Origin of the sequence: Pseudomonas anuradhapurensis (genome assembly GCF_014269225.2) — a bacterium.
Taxonomy (GTDB): Bacteria; Pseudomonadota; Gammaproteobacteria; order Pseudomonadales; family Pseudomonadaceae; genus Aquipseudomonas; species Aquipseudomonas anuradhapurensis.
Window position 1 is genome coordinate 815,246 of the sequence record NZ_CP077097.1, and the last position, 18,567, is coordinate 833,812.

Genomic DNA, 18,567 nt, shown 5'->3' on the forward strand with positions numbered 1-18,567 from the left:
TCCAGTCAGGCCATTTCGGCAGTGGTTACCGGCGTATGCGCGGCGCTTTTGCAACGCACCCAACGCGGGCCCTGGGGGCCATACACGCCAGCAGGTTCGGGGAACAGGTTGAGCAGTGCCAGGTACAGCACACCGGCCAAGCCCAGGGTGACCGGCAGGCTCAGGTCGATGCCGCCAGCCAGGTCACCCAGCGGGCCGACGAACTGCCCTGGCAGGTTGACGAAGCACAGGCCGACTGCCGCGCTGGGGATCCACGCCCCCATGCCGCGCCAGTTCCAGCCATGCAGGAACCAGTAGTGGCCGCCGCGCTGGCCACGGGTGAACACCTGCAGGTCATCGGCATGGTAGAAGCCGCGGCGGGTGACCAGGCCAAGGATCATGATCACCATCCACGGGCTGGTGCAGGTGATGATCAGCACGGCAAAGGTCGACACGCTCTGCACCAGGTTGAAGGTGAAGCGGCCGATGAAGATGAAGCCGATCGCCAGCACCCCGATCAGCAGGGTGGCACCGGCGCGGCTGAGCAGGCGCGGGAACACGCTGGACATGTCCAGGCCGGTGCCATACAGCGCGGTGGTGCCGGTGGACATGCCGCCGATCACGGCGATCAGGCACACCGGCAGGAAGAACCAGCTGGGCGCCACTGCCAGCAGGCCACCGACGTAGTTGTTGGCGGCGATGTAGTCGGGGGCCTGGGTCGCTACCAGCGTGGCCGTGCACAGGCCGAACAGGAACGGGATCAGCGTCGCGCCCTGGGCCGCGATCACCGCCAGCATGATGCGCGCCTTGGGCGTTGCTCGCGGGATGTAGCGCGACCAGTCGCCGAGGAACGCGCCGAACGACACCGGGTTGCTCATGGCCAGGATCGCCGCGCCGACGAATGCCGCCCAGAAGCCCGCCTGGCCGAGGTTGACGCTGCCGGCATAACCGGCATCGAACGGCCCGGCGAAGGCGACGATGCCGAGCAGGAACAGCAGGCTCGAAGCCCACACGGCCACCTTGTTGACCCACAGCATGAAGCGGAAGCCGAAGATGCACACCACCAGCACCAGGACCGCGAACAGGCCATAGGCCAGGCCTAGGGTCAGGTCGGTTTCCGGCAGGCCAGCCAGGCGCTTGGCACCGCCCACCAGGGCGTCGCCCGAACTCCATACCGACAGCGAGAAGAACGCCACCGCCGTGAGCAGCGACAGGAACGAGCCGACGATGCGCCCGTGCACGCCAAAATGCGCGCCCGACGACACCGCGTTGTTGGTGCCGTTGAGTGCACCGAACAGGCCCATCGGTGCAAGGATCAGGGCGCCTACGCCGACGCCAAGCAGGATCGCCCATACCCCGGCCTGGAACGACAGCCCGAACAGTACCGGGAAGCTGCCCAGCACCGCCGTGGCAAAGGTATTGGCACCGCCGAAGATCAGGCGGAACAGGTCCAGCGGGGAGGCGTCGCGTTGATCGTCAGGGATCTGTTCGACGCCGTTGGTCTCGATAGCGGTCGAGTGGCTCATGGTGATGCTCCAGCGCGGTTGTTGTGGGCCGGCGCGGTGCGCGGGCCTTCTTGTGGGTGCGATGGCAGGGCGGCAAGGCCGCAGGAAAAATGCAGGTCAGCCCGAGGACACGACCGACAGGTGCTCGTGGCACGCCAACCATTGGGCGCCGTGGCGGCGGAACACGATGGTCTCGCGTTCGCTTAGCTGGTGCTCTTCACCGGCATTGCGGATGTGCGTGGCCACGTCATGCATGAAGATCGCCACATCGCCTTGCAGGCTGACCTGGGCATTGCCGGATTCGCAGGCGAGCACGGCAAAGCCGTCGGCCTGCCACTGCGCCCACAGTTCTTCGTAGGCACGGCGTGACAGCAGGGGCTGTGGCAAGGTGTGGAACAGGAAGGTGGCGTCTTCGCTGAAGCAGGCGAAATAACGGGCGGTGTCGTTGCTGGCGAACGCGGCAACGAGCTCGGCGGCGGCTTGGCGTACCTGGAGTGTCTGGTCCACGGAAGTGGCCTCACGGTTCTTGTGATTATGGTGAAGCGATTCTGGTGGCGGTCGGCGGGCGGAAAAATCGCTATCGGCAAATAATCAGTTCAGAAATTCGTGAAGTGATGTGGCATGCGCGCAGTTGACCCTGTGGGAAAGGGCATGCCCGCGAAGCAGGCAACGCGGTGGATGGCACCGGCGTTGCCGGTGATCGCGGCTGAAGCCGCTCCTACAGGCAGCGTCAATTCGAAGTGTAGGAGCGGATTTATCCGCGAAGCAGGTAGCGCAGTTTACAGGTTGCTTGCCCCGCCTGGCGTGGCGGCGCTGGTCGTTTCGCAAGCAGTGTGCGCAGCGCCCCGTGCTCAGTTCGCCTCCCGCACGGCGCTGAGAAACGCCCGGGTACGTTCCTGTTGCGGGTTCTCGTAGATCTGCGTCGGCGTCCCCTGTTCATGGATCTGCCCCTTGTAGAAGAAGCACACCCGGTCGGCGAACTCGCGGGCAAAGCCCATCTGGTGCGTGACCATCAGCATGGTCAGGTTGTGCTCGCTGCCCAACCGACGGATCACGTTCAGTACCTCGCCGCACAGTTCCGGGTCCAGCGCCGAGGTGACTTCGTCGAACAGCATCACCTTGGGCCGCATCGCCAACGCCCGGGCAATCGCCACGCGCTGTTGCTGGCCGCCGGACAACTGCGAGGGGTAGTGCTCGAACTTGTTGCCCAGGCCAACCATCTCCAGCAGCTCGGCAGCCCGCTCGCGCGCTTCGGCCGGCTTGACCCCGAGCACCTGCACCGGGGCCTCGATCACGTTCTGCAAGGCGCTCATGTGCGGGAACAGGTTGAAACTCTGGAACACCATGCCGATCTTCGCCCGCACCTTGCGCACATGGCGCTCGCTGGCGGTGACCAGCGCGCCGTTGCGCCCGGGCATGTGGGTGAGCGATTCGCCATCGACTTCGATCATGCCCTGGTCGATGCCTTCCAGCGTCATCAGCACGCGCAGCAAGGTCGACTTGCCCGAGCCGCTGGGGCCGATGATCGCCACCTTCTCGCCGGGGGCGACATCCAGGTTGAGGCCATCGAGCACGGTGAAGTTGCCGTAGCGCTTGGTCACGTCCTTGAAGCTGACGATGGGTTGGGCGATGGCCGGTGTGGGCATGGCGGTGTCCAACGGCAGGGGGGTAGTTGCGGTTGCGAGGTGGGTCACAGGCGCGATCATCAGCGGAGCTCCAGGCGCACTTCAAGGCGCCGCACGAGGTAGGCCAGAGCGACGCTCAAGGCCAGGAAGAACAGGCCGACCAGGGTGATCGGCTCGAGGTAGCGGAAGCTTTCCGAGCCGACGTTCTTGGCCTGCTGCATGATTTCCACCACGGTAATGGCCGACAGCACCGGGGTGTCCTTGAGCATGGCGATCAGGTAATTGCCCAGCGGCGGCAGGATCGGCCGGATCGCCTGGGGCAGGATGACCACCCGGTAGGCGGTCCACGGTGCGAAGTTCAACGCGACCACCGCCTCCCACTGGCTGCGTGCGACCGAATCCAGGCCGCCGCGGTATACCTCGGCCAGGTAGCAGGCGTAGTGCAGGCCGATACCGATGATGCCGGCCTGCATGGCGGTCATGTTGACGCCGTAGTTGGGCAGCACGTAGTAGAGGAAGTACACCTGGATCAGCAACGGCGTGCTGCGGATGAACTCGATCAGCACTGCCACCGGCCATGACAGCCAGGCCTGGCGGCTGCGCCGGGCGATCGCCAGGAACAGGCCGAGCACGACCGCGATGAGGAAGCCGGCAACGGTGATGCCCAGGGTTTTCAGCGATGCCTGCAGCAGGTCGGGCAGGATCTGCGCAACATAGTTCCAGTCCCAGACATTCATGACAGGCTCCCCCGCAGGCGACCACGCCCCAGGCGCCGTTCGACCCGGCGCATGAGCAGGTTGATGACCTGCGCCAGGATGAAATACAGCAGCAGGGTAAGGCTGAAGATCTCCAGGGTCTGGAACGTCGCCTGGTCCAGCTGGCGGGCGCGGAAGCTCAGGTCCGACAGGGTGATCAGCGACACCAGCGAGGTGTTCTTCAGCAGTTCGATCAGCAGGTTGGTACCCGGCGCGATGGCCGCCAGCAAAGCCTGCGGCAGGATGATGCGCCGAAAGCGGATGGCGGCGGGCATGTTCAATGCCGTGCAGGCTTCGTACTGCCCCTTGGCCACCGAGCTGATCGCCCCGCGCATCACTTCGGCGCCGTAGGCACCGATATGCAGCCCGAGGCCGACGATGGCCACCGTGTAGGCGCTGAGTTCCAGATTGAACGGTGGCAATGGCAACACGAAGAACAGCCAGAACAACTGCACCAGCAACGAGGTGCCGCGGAACACTTCGATATAGGCCACGCACAGCCAGCTCAGTGGCCGCCACGACGAGCGTCGGCCAAGCGCGGCGAGGATCGCGGCGACGATGGCCAGCAGCGAGCCGAAGAAGGTGACCTGGACGGTGATCCAGGCGCCTTGCAACAACAACGGTATCAATTCACCCATGGTTCGACCTGAATAAGCGGATTACACAGGGAATGGCACGGCAAGCGCCATGCCACCTCGATTCACTGCTGGGCACACAGCTCGGCGGCGGTCTTGTCCGTCACGTTGTTGCGGTCGAAGCCGAACGGCGCGACGGTCTGCAGGTGCTCCTCGCTGCCCAGCCACTTTTTCAGCTCGGCGTTCACTGCATCGCGCAGGGCTTTGTCTTCCGGGCGGAAGGCCAGCGCGCCGTAACCGGTATGGGCCGGGTCGTCGCTGAAATCGCTGATCGCCTCGACCTTGTCGCCGCCTTTTTTCGCCAGGCCCTTCATGGTCAGCTGGGTACCGACGGCAGCATCGGCGCGGCCGGCGCGCACGGCCTGCAGCTGGGCGGTGGTGTCCGGCACCTGGAGGATCTGCGCGTCCTCGACCCCGGAGTCGCGGGCATAGGCGAGGTTGACCGTGCCAGCCATGATCGCCAGCTTCACCTCCGGGTTCTTGGCGATGTCGGCGTAGCTGTGCAGGTTCTTCGGATTACCCTGGGCCACCAACAGGGTGTCGGGCAGGGCGTATTGCGGGTCGGTGAAGATCACTTGCTTGCAGCGCGCCGGGGTGATGTACATGCCGGCGGCAATCACATCGAAGCGCCCGGCCCGCAAGCCGGGAATCAGCGAGCCCCACTCGGTGAGCACGCCATCGACCTGTTGGATGCCCATCTTGGCGAAGATGACCTTGGCGATTTCCGGCGATTCCCCGGTTACCCGGCCATCGGTCTCGGTGAAGGCGAACGGGGTTTCGTTGGCGTAGCCGATGCGGATGTGGCTGCTCGCCTTGATCTCGTCCAGGCTGGCGGCCTGGGCGCTGGTGAGCACGGCGCTGGTGGCGCAGGCCATCAGCAGGCGTTGGAACGGGCGTGGGATGTTGAACGGCTGGCTCATCAATGAATCTCCTGTTTGTTATAAAAACCGTCGCCGACGGCTCTGTGTTAGGAGGCAGTGGAGCAAAACAGCGAACGCAGGCTCGGTCGTTTGTTCGAGGCTGCCAGGCAGCGGGTGGTCGACCTTGGGCCGAGCATACAAAAGCTGAAACGGCGGTGGCATTGCACTAGGACAATTGCCCGAGGCGCTTGTCCGGGAGATGCTGTGTCCTGGCCCGGCAAGCGAAGCGAAGATCATGATGCACAGTTGGAAGGCAGCCCTGGATGCCGCGCGCATCGGCGAGTCCAAGTACAAGATTCTGGTGCAGGCGGTTACCGGCGAGATCGAGCGTGGCGTGCTGGTGCACGACCAGCGCCTGCCACCGCAGCGCCAGGTGGCCGACGCCTTGGGTATCAGCGTGCAGACCGTGACCAACGCCTACAAGGAGCTGGAGCGTCAAGGGCTGGTGCGCTGCGAGATCGGCCGTGGCAGTTTCGTCAGCCGACGCATGAGTGACCGTGTGTCGGACGACATCATCGACCTGCCCGAGCGCACCCTGGTCGACTTCTCCATCACCCGCATCCTCCATACCCAGGTGCATGAGCGCATTTGGCGCGACACCTGCGCCGAGCTGGCCGTGGAGGAGGAGCAGCCGTGGATCCACGCCTACCGGCCGATCGCCGGTTTCGAGAGCCACCGCGAGGCGGCGGTACGCTGGCTCGACGGCCTGGGCATGCAGGTGGAGCGCGACGATGTGTTGGTCACCAACGGTGCCGCCCACGCTATTTTCCTGGCCCTGGCGTCACTGGCCGGGCCGGATGACGTGGTGCTTTGCGAAGGGCTGACCGACCACGGCGTGATCGGCAATTCCCAGGTGCTCGGGTTTACCCTGAAAGGCCTGGAAATGGACCGCGAAGGTATCAACCCGGAACATTTCGAGGACATCTGCAGCAACGAGCGGGTCACCGCACTGGTGTGCACCCCCAACCTCAACAACCCCACCGTCAGCCTGATGCCCGACAGCCGGCGCCAGGAGATTGCTGCAATTGCCCGGCGTTTCGGCGTACACATCATCGAGGATGATGTGTACGGGCCGCTGCTCGGCGGGCGCCATGCACGGCCGCTCAGTGCCTATGCACCGGAGCTGTCGTTCTATTGCACCAGCATGACCAAGTCGGTGTTGACCGGCCTGCGCGTGGGCTACCTGGTGATGCCCAAGCGCCTGGCTTTGCGCACCGAGAGCATCCTGCGGGTGAACAGCTGGATGGCCACGCCGCTGGTGGCGGAAATCGCTGCGCGCTGGATCAACGACGGGCGCGCCCTGCAGCTGGTGGAATTGCAGCGCGAGTTGCTGGGCAAGCGCCAGGCATTGCTGCGCGAGTATCTGGGCGAGTACCTGCGCGGTCAGCATGCCCATGCCCTGGGGGCATGGCTGAACATTCCCGAGCGCTGGGAGGTGGACAGCCTGGTACGCGCCTTGCGCCGCCGGCAGATTGCCGTGACGCCGCCAGAGCCGTTCCTCGTGCGTGGCACGCCGCGGCCACGGGCCGTGCGTTTGTGCGTAGGCGCCGAGTGTTCCGAGGCCAAGCTGCGCCAGGCGCTGGGCGATATGCGGGAGTTGTTCGGGCAGTATCCGCAGATTCACGAACTTTGAGCTGCCTGTACCGGCCTCTTCGCGGGTAAACCCGCTCCCACAGGAACAGCGCACTTTATGCACCTCGTACGGAACCTGTGGGAGCGGGTTTACCCGCGAAGAGGCCGGTACAGGCAAAAACAAATTCCCCGGCAAATTGCCCTAGTACATTCATCACGACAATTTTCGCCTCATACACTCCGCCCAACATCAGCTCACTGGTTGGGTCCCGGTCATGTCAGCGCTCTCGCTCCACGATATCTACCTTGCTCGCCAGCGCATCCACGGTCTGGTGCGCAACACGCCGCTGGAGCTTTCACCCAGCCTGTCACGCCACCTGGGCGCGCCGGTCTACCTGAAACTCGAAGCGCTGCAGACCACCGGCAGCTTCAAGCTGCGCGGGGCCAGCAATGCCATTGCTGCGCTCAATGCCGAACAACGCGCTTGCGGCGTGGTTACCGCCTCCACTGGTAATCACGGCCGGGCAGTGGCCCATGCGGCAGCTCAACTGGGCGTGAAGGCGACCGTATTTCTTTCGCAACGGGTACCGGGCAACAAGGTCCAGGCCATCCGCGACCTGGGTGCCGAGGTGTGTATCGTCGGCCATTCCCAGGACGACGCCCAGCACGCCGCGCAACAGTATGCCGAGCAACAGGGCGCAACCCTGGTTCCACCCTTCGACCACCCCCAGGTCATCGCCGGCCAAGGCACCTTGGGCGTGGAAATCATCGAGCAGTTGCCCGAGGTGGCGCAGGTGCTGGTGCCGCTCTCCGGTGGCGGCCTGTTCGCCGGTGTGGCGCTGGCCCTGAAAAGCATCAACCCGGCGATTACCACCCACGGCATCAGCATGCAGCGCGGCGCCGCGATGCACGCCAGCCTGCAAGCCGGCCGGCCGGTCGAGATCGAGGAGTTGCCGACCCTGGCCGACTCGCTCGGCGGTGGTATCGGCCTGGGCAACCAGCACACCCTGAGCATGACCCAACGGCTGCTCGACCAGCTGCACCTGTTGCCGGAAGGGTCGATCGCCAATGCCATGCGCCACGCCTACCAGCACGAACGCCTGGTACTCGAAGGCGCCGGCGCAGTGGGTATCGCGGCGCTGCTCGACGGCCTGGTGCCGGCCCGTGGCCCGGTGGTGGTGGTGCTCAGCGGGCGCAATGTCGACAGCGCACAACACCTGCGCGTGCTCAATGGCGGCGACGCCTGAAACCCACGTTTCCCTGCCCTGGAGGTATTCGAATGCCGGCCATCACCTTGCTCAGCGAAGCCGACCTGCGTAGCTGCATCACCCTCGATCGCGCCGCGGTCGATGCCATCGAACAGGCCTTTGCCCTGCTCGCCACGGCCAAGGTGGCGATGCCGCCGATCCTGCGCCTGGATATACCCGAGCACAATGGCGAAGTGGACGTGAAGACCGCCTACCTGCCGGGGCTGGAGCGCTTCGCGATCAAGGTCAGCCCGGGTTTCTTCGACAACCCCAGGCTTGGCCTGCCCAGCCTCAACGGCATGATGATGCTGTTGTCGGCGCGCACTGGCCTGCTGGATGCCTTGCTGCTCGACAACGGCTACCTCACCGCCGTGCGCACTGCCGCAGCCGGTGCGGTGGCCGCTCGCTGGCTGTCGCGGCCAGACAGCCGCAGCGTGGCCCTGATCGGCAGCGGCGAACAGGCCCGCCTGCAATTGCAGGCACTGCGCCTGGTGCGGCCGATCGCGCAGGTCAGGGTGTGGGGCCGCGATGCGCAGAAGACCGCAGCCTTGTGTGATGACCTGGGGCGCGACGGGCAGTTGCAAGTGCAGGCCTGCGCCAGTGTCGACCAGGCCATGCAGGCGGTGGACATCGCCATTACCTGCACGCCCAGCCGCGAGCCGCTGATCCAGCCGCAGCACCTGCAACCGGGGCTGCACATCACCGCCATGGGCTCGGATGCCGAGCACAAGAACGAAATCGCGCCAAGCGCACTGGCCCTGGTCGATCGCTACGTCGCCGACCGCCTGAGCCAGACCCGCGTCCTGGGCGAGCTGCACCACGCCTTGCGCGCCGGCACGCTCGACGACCAGGCCATGCTTGCCGAACTGGGCCAGGTCATCGCCGGCCTGCAACCGGGCCGCGTGCACGCCGAAGAGGTCACCCTGTGCGACCTGACCGGCACCGGGGCCCAGGACACCGCCATCGCCAACCTTGCCTTCGAACGCGCAGTCGCTGCCAACAAAGGCCTGGCGTTTCACAGCTGACACCTTTTAGCAACCCACTCACAAGAAGGGCACCCGTATGTCACAGACAGTGGTCAACCTGCCGTTCAGCCGGCAGGAGTACGCCCAGCGCCTGGCCAGGACCCGCAGCGCCATGCAGGCGCAGGGCCTGGAGCTGTTGCTGGTCACCGATCCCTCGAACATGGCTTGGCTTACCGGCTATGACGGCTGGTCGTTCTACGTGCACCAGTGCGTGCTGCTGGCGCTCGACGGCGAGCCGATCTGGTTCGGCCGCGGGCAGGACGCCAACGGTGCCAAGCGCACGGTGTTCATGCAGCACGACAACATCGTTGGCTACCCGGACATCTACGTGCAGTCACGCGAGCGCCACCCGATGGACTACCTGTGCCAGGAAGTGATTCTGGCCAAGGGCTGGGGCGGCCTGAGCATTGGCGTGGAGATGGACAACTACTACTTCAGCGCGGCGGCCTACCAGGCCCTGTGCAAGCACTTGCCGCAGGCGCGTTTCAGCGATGCCGCCGGGTTGGTCAACTGGCAACGGGCGGTCAAGTCGCCGCAGGAAATCCAGTACATGCGCATTGCCGCACGCATCGTCGAGAAGATGCACGGGTGCATCCTCGAACGTATCGAGCCCGGCATGCGCAAGAACGAGCTGGTGGCCGAGATCTACCGCAGCGGCATCCTCGGTGTCGATGGCCACGGCGGCGACTACCCGGCGATCGTGCCGCTGTTGCCGACCGGCGCGGACGCCAGTGCGCCGCACCTGACCTGGGACGATTCACCCTTTGCCCGGGGCGCCGGTACCTTCTTCGAGATCGCCGGCTGCTACAAGCGCTACCACTGCCCGCTGTCGCGCACGGTTTACCTGGGCAAGCCGCCGCAGCATTTCCTCGACGGCGAAAAGGCGGTGGTCGAAGGCATTGCGGCCGGCCTCGATGCCGCGCGGCCGGGCAACACCACCGGTGACATCGCCCGGGCGTTCTTCGGCGTGCTGGAGAAGTTCGGCATCCACAAGGACAGCCGCTGTGGCTACCCGATCGGTATCAGCTATCCGCCAGACTGGGGCGAGCGGACCATGAGCCTGCGCCCGAGCGACACCAGCGTGTTGCAACCGGGCATGACCTTCCACTTCATGCCGGGGCTGTGGATGGACGACTGGGGCCTGGAAATCACCGAAAGCATCCTCATCACCGAGACCGGGGTCGAGACCCTGTGCAACGTGCCGCGCCAGCTGTTCGTGAAGGACTGACCCATGAATGCGATCGCACAGGCCGCCACCTCGGTGGCCAATCCCATCGGCTGTAACCTGGACTTCGAGCAGGACGGCGTGCAGCACGGTTTTCTCAAGCTGCCGTACTCGCGTGACGACTCGGCCTGGGGCGCGGTGATGATCCCGCTGACGGTGGTCCGCAATGGCAACGGCCCGACCGCCTTGCTCACCGGCGGCAACCACGGCGACGAATACGAGGGCCCGGTGGCGCTGAGCAAGCTGGCCCAGCAACTGCAGGCCGGGCAGGTGCGCGGGCGGGTGATCATCGTGCCGTTCATGAACACGCCGGCGTTCCACGCCGGTACCCGCACCTCGCCAATCGACCGCGGCAATCTCAACCGCAGCTTCCCGGGCCGCGCGGATGGCAGCGTGACGGAAAAGATCGCCGATTACTTCCGCCGCACCTTGCTGCCGTTGGCCGATATCGTGCTGGACATCCATTCCGGTGGCCGCACCCTCGACTTCCTGCCGTTCGCCGCTTGCCATGTACTGGCCGACAAGGCCCAGCAGGCCCGCTGTGAAGCCGCCATGCTGGCCTTCGCCGCGCCCTACAGCATGCGCATGCTCGAGCTGGATGCGCAGGCCATGTACGACACCGCGGCGGAGGAGCAGGGCAAGGTGTTCGTCACCACCGAGCTGGGCGGTGGCGGCACCTCCACGGCAAAAAGCGTGGCCCTGGCCGAACGCGGTGTGCGCAACCTGCTGATTCACGCCGGCATCCTCGCGGGCGAAAGAGAGCAGGGCGAGACCACCCTGCTCGACATGCCCGATGGCGACTGCTTCATCGCCAGCGAGCACGACGGCCTGCTGGAGATGTGTCGCGACCTGGGCGAGACGGTCAGCCAGGGCGAAGTGATCGCGCGAATCCATGACATCCGCCGCACCGGCAGCGCCCCGGTCGAATATCGCGCCAGGCGAACGGGCCTGCTCACCGCCCGGCACTTCCCCGGGCTGGTGCAGTGTGGCGACACCCTGGCGGTGATCGCCGACGTACTGGCCTGAAGCGGGCGCCACGACAACGAGGTATGGAGAACAGTCATGTCACACCACTACCCATTCAACAGCCTGTGCTACGTCGATGGCCAATGGCTGCACAGCAATAGCGGCAACAGCATCGCCGTGCATGACCCGGCCAGCCGCCAGGTCATCGGCCATGTGCCGCTGCTCGAGCACGAGCAGATCGTCGCTGCGGTGGATGCTGCGCAGCAGGCCTTTGCCGCCTGGCGCCAGCAGAGCCTGGATAGCCGCGCCGCGCTGTTGCGGCGCTGGGCCGAGCTGATGCTGGAGCATCAGGAAGCGCTGGCGCGCATCCTCAGTACCGAGCAGGGCAAGCCGCTGGCCGAAGCACGCGGCGAGATCGCCTATGCGGCAAGCTTCATCCCCTGGTTTGCCGAAGAGGCCCGGCGCCTCAACGGGCAGACCATCCCCAGCCATATTCCTGGCGCGCAGCTGAGCACGCTGAAGGAGCCTGTCGGCGTCTGCGCACTGCTCACTCCCTGGAACTTCCCCAGCGCCATGATCACTCGCAAGGCGGCTGCAGCGTTGGCTGCCGGCTGCAGCGTGGTGGTCAAGCCGGCCCATGAGACGCCGTTTTCGGCGCTGGCCCTGGCCCAGCTGGCGGAGGACGCCGGCTTCCCGCCGGGGGTGTTCAACGTGGTCATCGGCGAGCCGCAGATGGTCATGGAAACCCTGGTCCGCGACAGCCGGGTGCGGGCGGTCAGCTTCACCGGCTCGACCCGGGTCGGCAAGCTGGTGCTGCAGGCCGCGGCGCAGGATGTGAAGAAAGTGGCGCTGGAACTGGGCGGCAATGCACCGTTCATCGTCTGCGCCGATGCCGACCTCGAACTGGCCGTGCGGGTGGCCGTGGCGGCCAAGTTCCAGACCTCTGGCCAGGACTGCTGCGCTGCCAACCGGATCATGGTGCAACGGCCGCTGTACGAAGCCTTCCTGGCGCGCTTCGCCGAAGCGGTACGGGCGCTGAAGGTTGGCCCGGCCATGGTCGATGGCGAGGCAACGACGGCAGAGGTCGGCCCGCTGATGCACCAGGCCGCCTTCGATGCCACCCAGGCCCGGGTCGAGGACGCCCTGCAGCGTGGCGCGCGGCGGCTGGTCGGCGGCGAAGGGCATGCGCTGGGAGGCTGGTTCTTCCAGCCGACGGTGTTGGCCGATGTGACCCCGGCGATGCGCATCTACCAGGAAGAAAACTTCGCGCCGATTGCCGGGGTCATGCCGTTCGACACGCTGGAGCAGGCCATCACTCTGGCCAACGACACCGAGTACGGCCTGGCGGCCTATATCGTCGGCAATCGCCTCGATGTGGTGCACCCGCTGGTGCGCCGCCTCGACCACGCGATGGTGGCGATCAACGGCGTCAAGTTCACCGGCCACCCCATCCCGTTCGGCGGCATGAAGGCTTCCGGCCTGGGCCGCGAGGGCGGTAGCGAAGGCTTCGAGCCCTTCGTCGAGACCAAATACGTTTGCCTGCACCACCACGGTCAGTTCTAAGGAGTGTTTGCCATGAGCCAAGATTTCAGCCAGCTGTTCGAACAGGACCGCGCCCACTTCATGCACCCTTCGACCCACGCCCACGATCACGCCAGCGGCGCGCTCAAGGGCCGGATCATTACCGGTGCCGAGGGCATCCGCCTGCGTGACCATGAAGGCCGCGAGTTGATCGACGCCTTCGCCGGGCTGTATTGCGTGAATATCGGCTACGGCCGTACCGAGGTCGCCGACGCCATCCACCGCCAGGCCACGGAGCTGGCGTACTACCACACCTACGTCGGCCACTCGACCGAGGCAATCATCGAGCTTTCCAGGCGCATCATCGACTGGGCGCCGGCAGGCATGAAGAAGGTCTACTACGGCCTGTCGGGGTCCGATGCCAACGAGACCCAGGTCAAGCTGGTGCGCTACTACAACAACATCCTCGGCCGCCCAGGCAAGAAGAAGATCATCTCCCGCGACCGCGGCTACCACGGCTCGGGGATCATGACCGGCAGCCTCACCGGCCTGCCCAGCTTCCACCAGCATTTCGACCTGCCGGTGGAGGGCGTGCGGCACACGGTCTGCCCGCACTGGTACCGCAAGGCGCCAGCGGGCATGGACGAGCAGGCGTTCGTGCAGTACTGCGCCGATCAGCTGGAGCAGTTGATCCTTGCCGAAGGCCCCGACACCGTCGCCGCGTTCATTGGCGAGCCGCTGATGGGTACCGGTGGCATCATCGTGCCGCCCAAGGGTTACTGGAAGGCGATCCAGGCCGTGCTCGATCGCTACGATGTGCTGCTGATCGCCGACGAAGTGGTCTGCGCGTTCGGCCGCCTGGGGTCGAAGATGGGCAGCCAGCGTTACGACATCCGACCGGACCTGATCACCACCGCCAAGGGCCTGACCAGCGCCTATGCGCCGCTGTCGGCGGTGATCGTTGGCGAGAAGGTGTGGAACGTGATCGACGAGGGCTCGCAGAAGGCTGGCCCGATGGGCCACGGCTGGACCTACTCGGGGCACCCGATCTGCGCGGCGGCGGCGCTGGCCAACCTGCATATTCTCGAGCGCGAGAACCTGACCGGGAATGCCGAAGTGGTGGGGGCGTACCTCAACCGGCGCATGCGCGAAACCTTCGAAGGCCACCCGCTGGTCGGTGAAGTGCGCGGTGACGGCATGCTCTGCGCGGTCGAGTTCATGGCTGACCGCGATGCCCGCACGGCATTCGACCCGGCGCTGAAAGTCGGGCCGCAGGTGTCGGCAGCATGCCTTGAACGCGGCATGATCGCGCGGGCCATGCCACATGGCGACATCCTCGGTTTTGCCCCACCGTTGGTGCTGACCCAGGCGGATGCCGAGCAGATCGTTGCCATTACCAAGGCGGCGGTCGACGAGGTGTCTGCCAAGGTGCTTGGCTGAAGCCGTGCCGGGGCCGCGCGCGGCGGCCCCATTGCCGGCGCCCCGGGCGAACCGACTGGCGGTATTCCCTGCGGCTGATCCTTGCCTACGCTGATATTCCCAACCTGCCGAAGCAAGGAGATCCGTCATGGCCTTCCAATACAAGCGTCTGGACAAGAACAACGCAGCGGTGCTGCTGGTCGATCACCAGACCGGCCTGCTCTCGCTGGTGAGGGATATCGACCCCGACCGTTTCAAGAACAATGTGCTGGCCCTGTCGGACCTGGCCAAGTACTTCAAGCTGCCGACCATCCTCACCACCAGTTTCGAAACCGGCCCCAACGGCCCGCTGGTCCCCGAGCTCAAAGAGCAGTTCCCCGACGCCCCGTACATCGCCCGCCCGGGCAACATCAATGCCTGGGACAACGAGGATTTCGTCAAGGCGGTCAAGGCCACCGGCAAGAAGCAGTTGCTGATTGCCGGTGTGGTCACCGAAGTGTGCGTGGCCTTCCCGGCACTGTCGGCGCTGGAGGAGGGCTTCGAGGTGTTCGTCGTCACCGACGCCTCCGGGACCTTCAACGAACTGACCCGTGACTCGGCCTGGCGGCGCATGGAGGCAGCCGGGGCGCAGTTGATGACCTGGTTCGGCGTGGCCTGCGAGCTGCATCGCGACTGGCGCAACGACATCGAAGGGCTGGGCACCCTGTTCTCCAACCATATTCCGGACTACCGCAACCTGATGACCAGCTACAACAAGCTGGCCAAGTAGCCACCTCACAGCCACTACACACCCTGTGGGGACGGGTTCACCCGCCAATGCTGCGCTCGCTTCACTGACGCATCCGCGGCTAAAACCGCTCCCACAGTCAGCTGAACACCCACAAATCAATCGGCTGGAAGCCAATCCTGGGGAAACTACAAGCGAAGCGGCAAATCGCCATGGATCGACCATACTGACTCTTCAATCGCCTCAGGAGAGCGCCATGTCGAAGCCGTCCAGGAAAAAAACCACCCTCGATCTACCGGAAAAACTGGGCAGCAAGGCGTACGAGAAGGAACTCAAGCGCCTGCATGTGGAGCTGGTAAAACTGCAGGAGTGGGTGGTGGCCCAGGGCCTGAAGGTCTGCATTGTCTTCGAAGGCCGCGACGGCGCTGGCAAGGGCGGCACCATCAAAGCCATTACCGAGCGGGTCAGCCCACGGGTATTCCGCGTGGTGGCGCTGCCGGCACCGACCGAGCGGGAAAAGACCCAGATGTACGTGCAACGCTACCTGGGCCATCTACCCGCTGCGGGAGAGGTGGTGATCTTTGACCGCAGCTGGTACAACCGTGCCGGCGTCGAGCGGGTAATGGGCTTCTGTACCGAGGAGCAGAGCAGCAAGTTCCTCACCGTGGTGCCGCTGTTTGAAAAGTTGATGGTCGAGTCCGGGATCATCCTCATCAAATACTGGCTGGAGGTCAGCGCCGAGGAGCAGACCCGGCGTTTGCAGGACCGCATCAACGACGGGCGCAAACTGTGGAAGCTGTCGCCGATGGACCTCAAATCCTACACCCGCTGGGATGACTACACCCGCGCCCGCGATGACATGTTCGCCGCCTCCGATTCGTCCTGGGCGCCCTGGTTCATGGCCAACTCCAACGACAAGCGTCGTGCCCGTCTGAACATCATCAGCCATTTGCTGACACGTATTCCCTACAAGGACGTAACCCGTGACCAGGTAGTGAAGCTGCCCAAGCGCGGCAAGATCGGCAAGTACAAGGCCGTTGCCTACCCGTTCAAAGTGGTCGAAGAGCGTTTCTGATCCCTCCCTGCGGGGAGCAGCAAGGGTGCAAACCTATGCCACATGACGGCAGCCTGCTACAGGCGACGGTGGTGTTCCTGCTGGCCGTGGTGCTTCTGGTACCGCTGGCGCAGCGTCTGAAAATGGGGGCAGTGCCGGGCTATCTGCTGGCCGGCATCCTCATCGGCCCCTCCGTGCTCGGGCTGCTCGACAACCCCGAGAACGTGGCGCGGCTATCGGAAATGGGCGTGGTCATGCTGCTGTTCGTCATTGGCCTGGAGCTGTCACCGCAGCGCCTGTGGACCATGCGCCGGGCGCTGTTTGGCGTCGGTTCGCTGCAGGTAGGGCTGACCGCCATCGCGCTGGGCCTGCTGGCGTATTTCGCGTTCGGCCAGTCGAAGGCTGCAGCGATCGTGCTGGGCCTGGGCCTGGCGTTGTCTTCGACAGCGTTCGGCCTGCAAGTCCTGGCCGAGCGCAAGGACCTCGGCAAGCCACACGGGCGGCTGGCCGTGGCCATCCTGCTGTTCCAGGACATCGCTGCCATTCCCTTGATCGCCGTGGTGCCCCTGCTCGGTGGCAATGTCAGCACCGCCGACGAAGGCACGTGGCCGCTGTTGGCGGTGGCGCTCGGCCTTGGCACGTTGATCGTGTTTGGCCGCTATCTGTTGAGCCCGGTGTTCAAGTGGACGGTCGGTTCGGGTTTGCCCGAGCTGTCGACCGCTACCGCTTTGCTGGTGGTGCTGGGCACGGCCTGGGTGATGGAGCATGTGGGCGTGTCGATGGCCCTGGGTGCCTTTCTCGCCGGCGTGCTGATGGCCGAGTCGCCTTTCCGGCACGAGCTGGAGACCCAGATCGAACCGCTCAAAGGCTTGCTGCTGGGGTTGTTCTTCGTCGGCGTCGGCATGAGCGCCGACCTGCGCCTGCTGTTCGATCTGCCGTTGCTGGTGTTGGGGCTGGCGCTATTGCTGGTGGCCATAAAGCTGCCGCTGCTGTACGGCCTGGGGCGTACGGCCGGTGGCCTCAACCAGGCGCAGGCGCTGTGCCTGGGCGTGGTGCTGGCCTCTGGCGGCGAGTTTGCCTTCGTGGTGTTCAAGCTGGCGCTGGAGCACCAGGTGCTGGCGCAGCAGGTGCACGACCTGTTGGTGCTGGCCATCACCTTGTCGATGGCAGTGGTGCCCCTGGTAATGATGGCCCTGGCGCGGCAACTGCGTGACCCCAGCCCCGCCCAGGCAAGCCCTGAAACGGGCCACTGATCGCGCCACACGGCGCAGCTGAAGTTCGGAGGTGAAGCATGCAACCGGGTGTCAAGCTGGACAGCCGCCTGTCGCGGGGCTTGCTCGATGTGCTCATCAAGGCTGGCCTGATAGCTGCCCTGGTGATGTTTGCCTTCCAGACGTTCCAGCCGTTCCTGGAACTGATGCTGTGGTCGGTGATCCTGGCAGTGACCCTGTATCCGCTGTATTGCCGTGTCCAGCGCCGCACCGGGCTCAAGGACGGGCTCTCGGCGACCCTGGTAGTGGTGCTGGTACTGGTCGTGCTGCTGGTGCCGATCTACCTGGTGGTGATGTCCATCGGCGAATCGGTGGACAGCCTGGTGACCTTGCTCAAGAGCGGCGCCTGGAGCGTGCCGCCACCCCCTGAGTCGGTGGCCACCTGGCCGCTGATCGGGCCGAAAGTCCATGCCCTGTGGCTGGCGGCTTCGGAAAACATGGCCGGTGTGCTGAACCAGTGGATGCCGCAACTCAAGGGCGCCGGGCGCACGGTGCTGGGGGCTGCTGCCAGCGCCGGGGGCGCGTTCCTGCTGTTCATCGCGGCGATCGTCATCTCTGGCATCATCATGGCCTTCGGTGAGCGTGGCGAAATTGCCGCGCAGCGCATTGCCATGCGGGTATCGGGCGAGGAGCGCGGCAAGCCCCTGGCCAAACTGTGCACCGCCACCATTCGGGCCGTGGCCCAGGGGGTGATCGGCATTGCCTTCATCCAGATGTTGCTGATCGGTGTCGGCTTTGTCGTCAAGGGCGTGCCAGGTGCCGGGATGCTGGCCATCGTCATCCTCATGCTGGGGATTGCCCAGGCACCCGCCACGCTGGTCACCGTGCCGGTGATCATCTATGTCTTCAATGCCGAAGGCTTCACCGTGGCCACCATCGTATTCGCCATCTACACCTTCGTCGCCGGGCTTGCCGACAACGTGCTCAAACCGTTGCTGCTGGGGCGCGGGGTGGATGTGCCGATGCCAGTGGTACTGATCGGCGCGCTCGGTGGCATGGTGGTCAAAGGCATCATTGGCCTGTTCATTGGCCCGGTGATCCTCGGCGTCACCTATGTGCTGTTCTGGCAGTGGGTGGCGCTGCAGGTGCCGGAAAACCCCGCAGAGCCGACCGCCTGAGCC

17 protein-coding genes are annotated in these 18,567 nt (G+C 65.2%); 11 read left to right on the forward strand and 6 right to left on the reverse strand.

The features are described from left to right. Window positions 1-5: 5 nt before the first annotated feature. The 6 genes from HU763_RS03735 to ehuB form a co-directional block, all read right to left on the reverse strand. Window positions 6-1,505: a purine-cytosine permease family protein gene (locus tag HU763_RS03735; RefSeq protein WP_186689187.1), complete on the reverse strand. Its 1,500-nt coding sequence runs from the start codon at window positions 1,503-1,505 to the stop codon at window positions 6-8. 96 nt (window positions 1,506-1,601) lie between these two features. Beyond that, window positions 1,602-1,991, reverse strand: coding sequence for a YybH family protein (locus tag HU763_RS03740; protein WP_186689185.1), 390 nt, complete (start codon window positions 1,989-1,991; stop codon window positions 1,602-1,604). A gap of 344 nt (window positions 1,992-2,335) precedes the next feature. After that, on the reverse strand, window positions 2,336-3,130 hold the full coding sequence (gene ehuA, locus HU763_RS03745) for an ectoine/hydroxyectoine ABC transporter ATP-binding protein EhuA (RefSeq protein ID WP_186689424.1): 795 nt from the start codon (window positions 3,128-3,130) through the stop codon (window positions 2,336-2,338). Between the two features lie 59 nt (window positions 3,131-3,189). After that, window positions 3,190-3,846 carry an ectoine/hydroxyectoine ABC transporter permease subunit EhuD gene (gene ehuD / locus HU763_RS03750; protein ID WP_170028227.1) on the reverse strand — a complete coding sequence of 219 codons (657 nt, stop codon included), beginning with the start codon at window positions 3,844-3,846 and terminating at the stop codon, window positions 3,190-3,192. Further along, entirely contained in the window at window positions 3,843-4,502 is a 660-nt protein-coding gene (gene ehuC, locus HU763_RS03755) for an ectoine/hydroxyectoine ABC transporter permease subunit EhuC (RefSeq protein WP_170028228.1), read from the reverse strand. Before ehuC ends, ehuD begins: the two co-directional genes overlap by 4 nt. Before the next feature lie 62 nt (window positions 4,503-4,564). Next, complete coding sequence (ehuB, locus tag HU763_RS03760; protein WP_186689183.1) at window positions 4,565-5,419, reverse strand: ectoine/hydroxyectoine ABC transporter substrate-binding protein EhuB; 855 nt, start codon at window positions 5,417-5,419, stop codon at window positions 4,565-4,567. Window positions 5,420-5,657: 238 nt separating this feature from the next. Between ehuB and ehuR the strand changes: the two genes are divergently transcribed. The 11 genes from ehuR to HU763_RS03815 all read left to right on the forward strand — a co-directional run bounded on the left by ehuR (window position 5,658) and on the right by HU763_RS03815 (window position 18,564). After that, on the forward strand, window positions 5,658-7,052 hold the full coding sequence (gene ehuR, locus HU763_RS03765; RefSeq protein WP_170034030.1) for a MocR-like ectoine utilization transcription factor EhuR: 1,395 nt from the start codon (window positions 5,658-5,660) through the stop codon (window positions 7,050-7,052). A gap of 214 nt (window positions 7,053-7,266) precedes the next feature. Further along, complete coding sequence (eutB, locus tag HU763_RS03770) at window positions 7,267-8,238, forward strand: hydroxyectoine utilization dehydratase EutB (RefSeq protein ID WP_186689181.1); 972 nt, start codon at window positions 7,267-7,269, stop codon at window positions 8,236-8,238. Between the two features lie 32 nt (window positions 8,239-8,270). After that, entirely contained in the window at window positions 8,271-9,263 is a 993-nt protein-coding gene (locus HU763_RS03775) for a cyclodeaminase (protein WP_186689178.1), read from the forward strand. A 37-nt stretch (window positions 9,264-9,300) separates the two neighbouring features. Next, window positions 9,301-10,491, forward strand: a complete 1,191-nt coding sequence (gene doeA, locus HU763_RS03780; RefSeq protein WP_170028232.1) for an ectoine hydrolase DoeA — start codon at window positions 9,301-9,303, stop codon at window positions 10,489-10,491. 3 nt (window positions 10,492-10,494) lie between these two features. Continuing rightward, the gene (gene doeB / locus HU763_RS03785) at window positions 10,495-11,514 is read left to right on the forward strand and encodes a N(2)-acetyl-L-2,4-diaminobutanoate deacetylase DoeB (protein WP_186689176.1); all 1,020 of its coding nucleotides are present in this window, start codon (window positions 10,495-10,497) and stop codon (window positions 11,512-11,514) included. 36 nt (window positions 11,515-11,550) lie between these two features. Next, window positions 11,551-13,017, forward strand: coding sequence for an NAD-dependent succinate-semialdehyde dehydrogenase (locus HU763_RS03790; RefSeq protein WP_186689173.1), 1,467 nt, complete (start codon window positions 11,551-11,553; stop codon window positions 13,015-13,017). A 12-nt stretch (window positions 13,018-13,029) separates the two neighbouring features. Further along, the gene (locus HU763_RS03795; protein ID WP_186689170.1) at window positions 13,030-14,415 is read left to right on the forward strand and encodes an aspartate aminotransferase family protein; all 1,386 of its coding nucleotides are present in this window, start codon (window positions 13,030-13,032) and stop codon (window positions 14,413-14,415) included. A gap of 127 nt (window positions 14,416-14,542) precedes the next feature. Next, complete coding sequence (ycaC, locus tag HU763_RS03800; RefSeq protein WP_010951959.1) at window positions 14,543-15,163, forward strand: isochorismate family cysteine hydrolase YcaC; 621 nt, start codon at window positions 14,543-14,545, stop codon at window positions 15,161-15,163. A gap of 214 nt (window positions 15,164-15,377) precedes the next feature. Continuing rightward, window positions 15,378-16,196 (forward strand): polyphosphate kinase 2, encoded by an 819-nt coding sequence (ppk2, locus tag HU763_RS03805; protein ID WP_186689167.1) that lies wholly within the window; start codon window positions 15,378-15,380, stop codon window positions 16,194-16,196. A gap of 35 nt (window positions 16,197-16,231) precedes the next feature. Beyond that, window positions 16,232-17,428, forward strand: a complete 1,197-nt coding sequence (locus HU763_RS03810) for a monovalent cation:proton antiporter-2 (CPA2) family protein (protein WP_186689164.1) — start codon at window positions 16,232-16,234, stop codon at window positions 17,426-17,428. 38 nt (window positions 17,429-17,466) lie between these two features. Further along, window positions 17,467-18,564: an AI-2E family transporter gene (locus tag HU763_RS03815; protein ID WP_186689161.1), complete on the forward strand. Its 1,098-nt coding sequence runs from the start codon at window positions 17,467-17,469 to the stop codon at window positions 18,562-18,564. The last annotated feature ends 3 nt before the right edge of the window (window positions 18,565-18,567 follow it).

What these genes read in the sequence shown, in the direction of transcription:
- HU763_RS03795 (WP_186689170.1), top strand. Translation starts at nt 13,030, where the DNA reads ATGAGCCAAGATTTCAGCCAGCTGTTCGAACAGGACCGCGCCCACTTC.
- doeA (WP_170028232.1), top strand. Translation starts at nt 9,301, where the DNA reads ATGTCACAGACAGTGGTCAACCTGCCGTTCAGCCGGCAGGAGTACGCC.
- eutB (WP_186689181.1), top strand. Translation starts at nt 7,267, where the DNA reads ATGTCAGCGCTCTCGCTCCACGATATCTACCTTGCTCGCCAGCGCATC.
- ehuD (WP_170028227.1), bottom strand. Translation starts at nt 3,846, where the DNA reads ATGAATGTCTGGGACTGGAACTATGTTGCGCAGATCCTGCCCGACCTG.
- ehuC (WP_170028228.1), bottom strand. Translation starts at nt 4,502, where the DNA reads ATGGGTGAATTGATACCGTTGTTGTTGCAAGGCGCCTGGATCACCGTC.
- HU763_RS03775 (WP_186689178.1), top strand. Translation starts at nt 8,271, where the DNA reads ATGCCGGCCATCACCTTGCTCAGCGAAGCCGACCTGCGTAGCTGCATC.
- doeB (WP_186689176.1), top strand. Translation starts at nt 10,495, where the DNA reads ATGAATGCGATCGCACAGGCCGCCACCTCGGTGGCCAATCCCATCGGC.
- ppk2 (WP_186689167.1), top strand. Translation starts at nt 15,378, where the DNA reads ATGTCGAAGCCGTCCAGGAAAAAAACCACCCTCGATCTACCGGAAAAA.
- ehuA (WP_186689424.1), bottom strand. Translation starts at nt 3,130, where the DNA reads ATGCCCACACCGGCCATCGCCCAACCCATCGTCAGCTTCAAGGACGTG.
- ycaC (WP_010951959.1), top strand. Translation starts at nt 14,543, where the DNA reads ATGGCCTTCCAATACAAGCGTCTGGACAAGAACAACGCAGCGGTGCTG.
- ehuB (WP_186689183.1), bottom strand. Translation starts at nt 5,419, where the DNA reads ATGAGCCAGCCGTTCAACATCCCACGCCCGTTCCAACGCCTGCTGATG.
- ehuR (WP_170034030.1), top strand. Translation starts at nt 5,658, where the DNA reads ATGCACAGTTGGAAGGCAGCCCTGGATGCCGCGCGCATCGGCGAGTCC.
- HU763_RS03790 (WP_186689173.1), top strand. Translation starts at nt 11,551, where the DNA reads ATGTCACACCACTACCCATTCAACAGCCTGTGCTACGTCGATGGCCAA.
- HU763_RS03815 (WP_186689161.1), top strand. Translation starts at nt 17,467, where the DNA reads ATGCAACCGGGTGTCAAGCTGGACAGCCGCCTGTCGCGGGGCTTGCTC.
- HU763_RS03735 (WP_186689187.1), bottom strand. Translation starts at nt 1,505, where the DNA reads ATGAGCCACTCGACCGCTATCGAGACCAACGGCGTCGAACAGATCCCT.
- HU763_RS03810 (WP_186689164.1), top strand. Translation starts at nt 16,232, where the DNA reads ATGCCACATGACGGCAGCCTGCTACAGGCGACGGTGGTGTTCCTGCTG.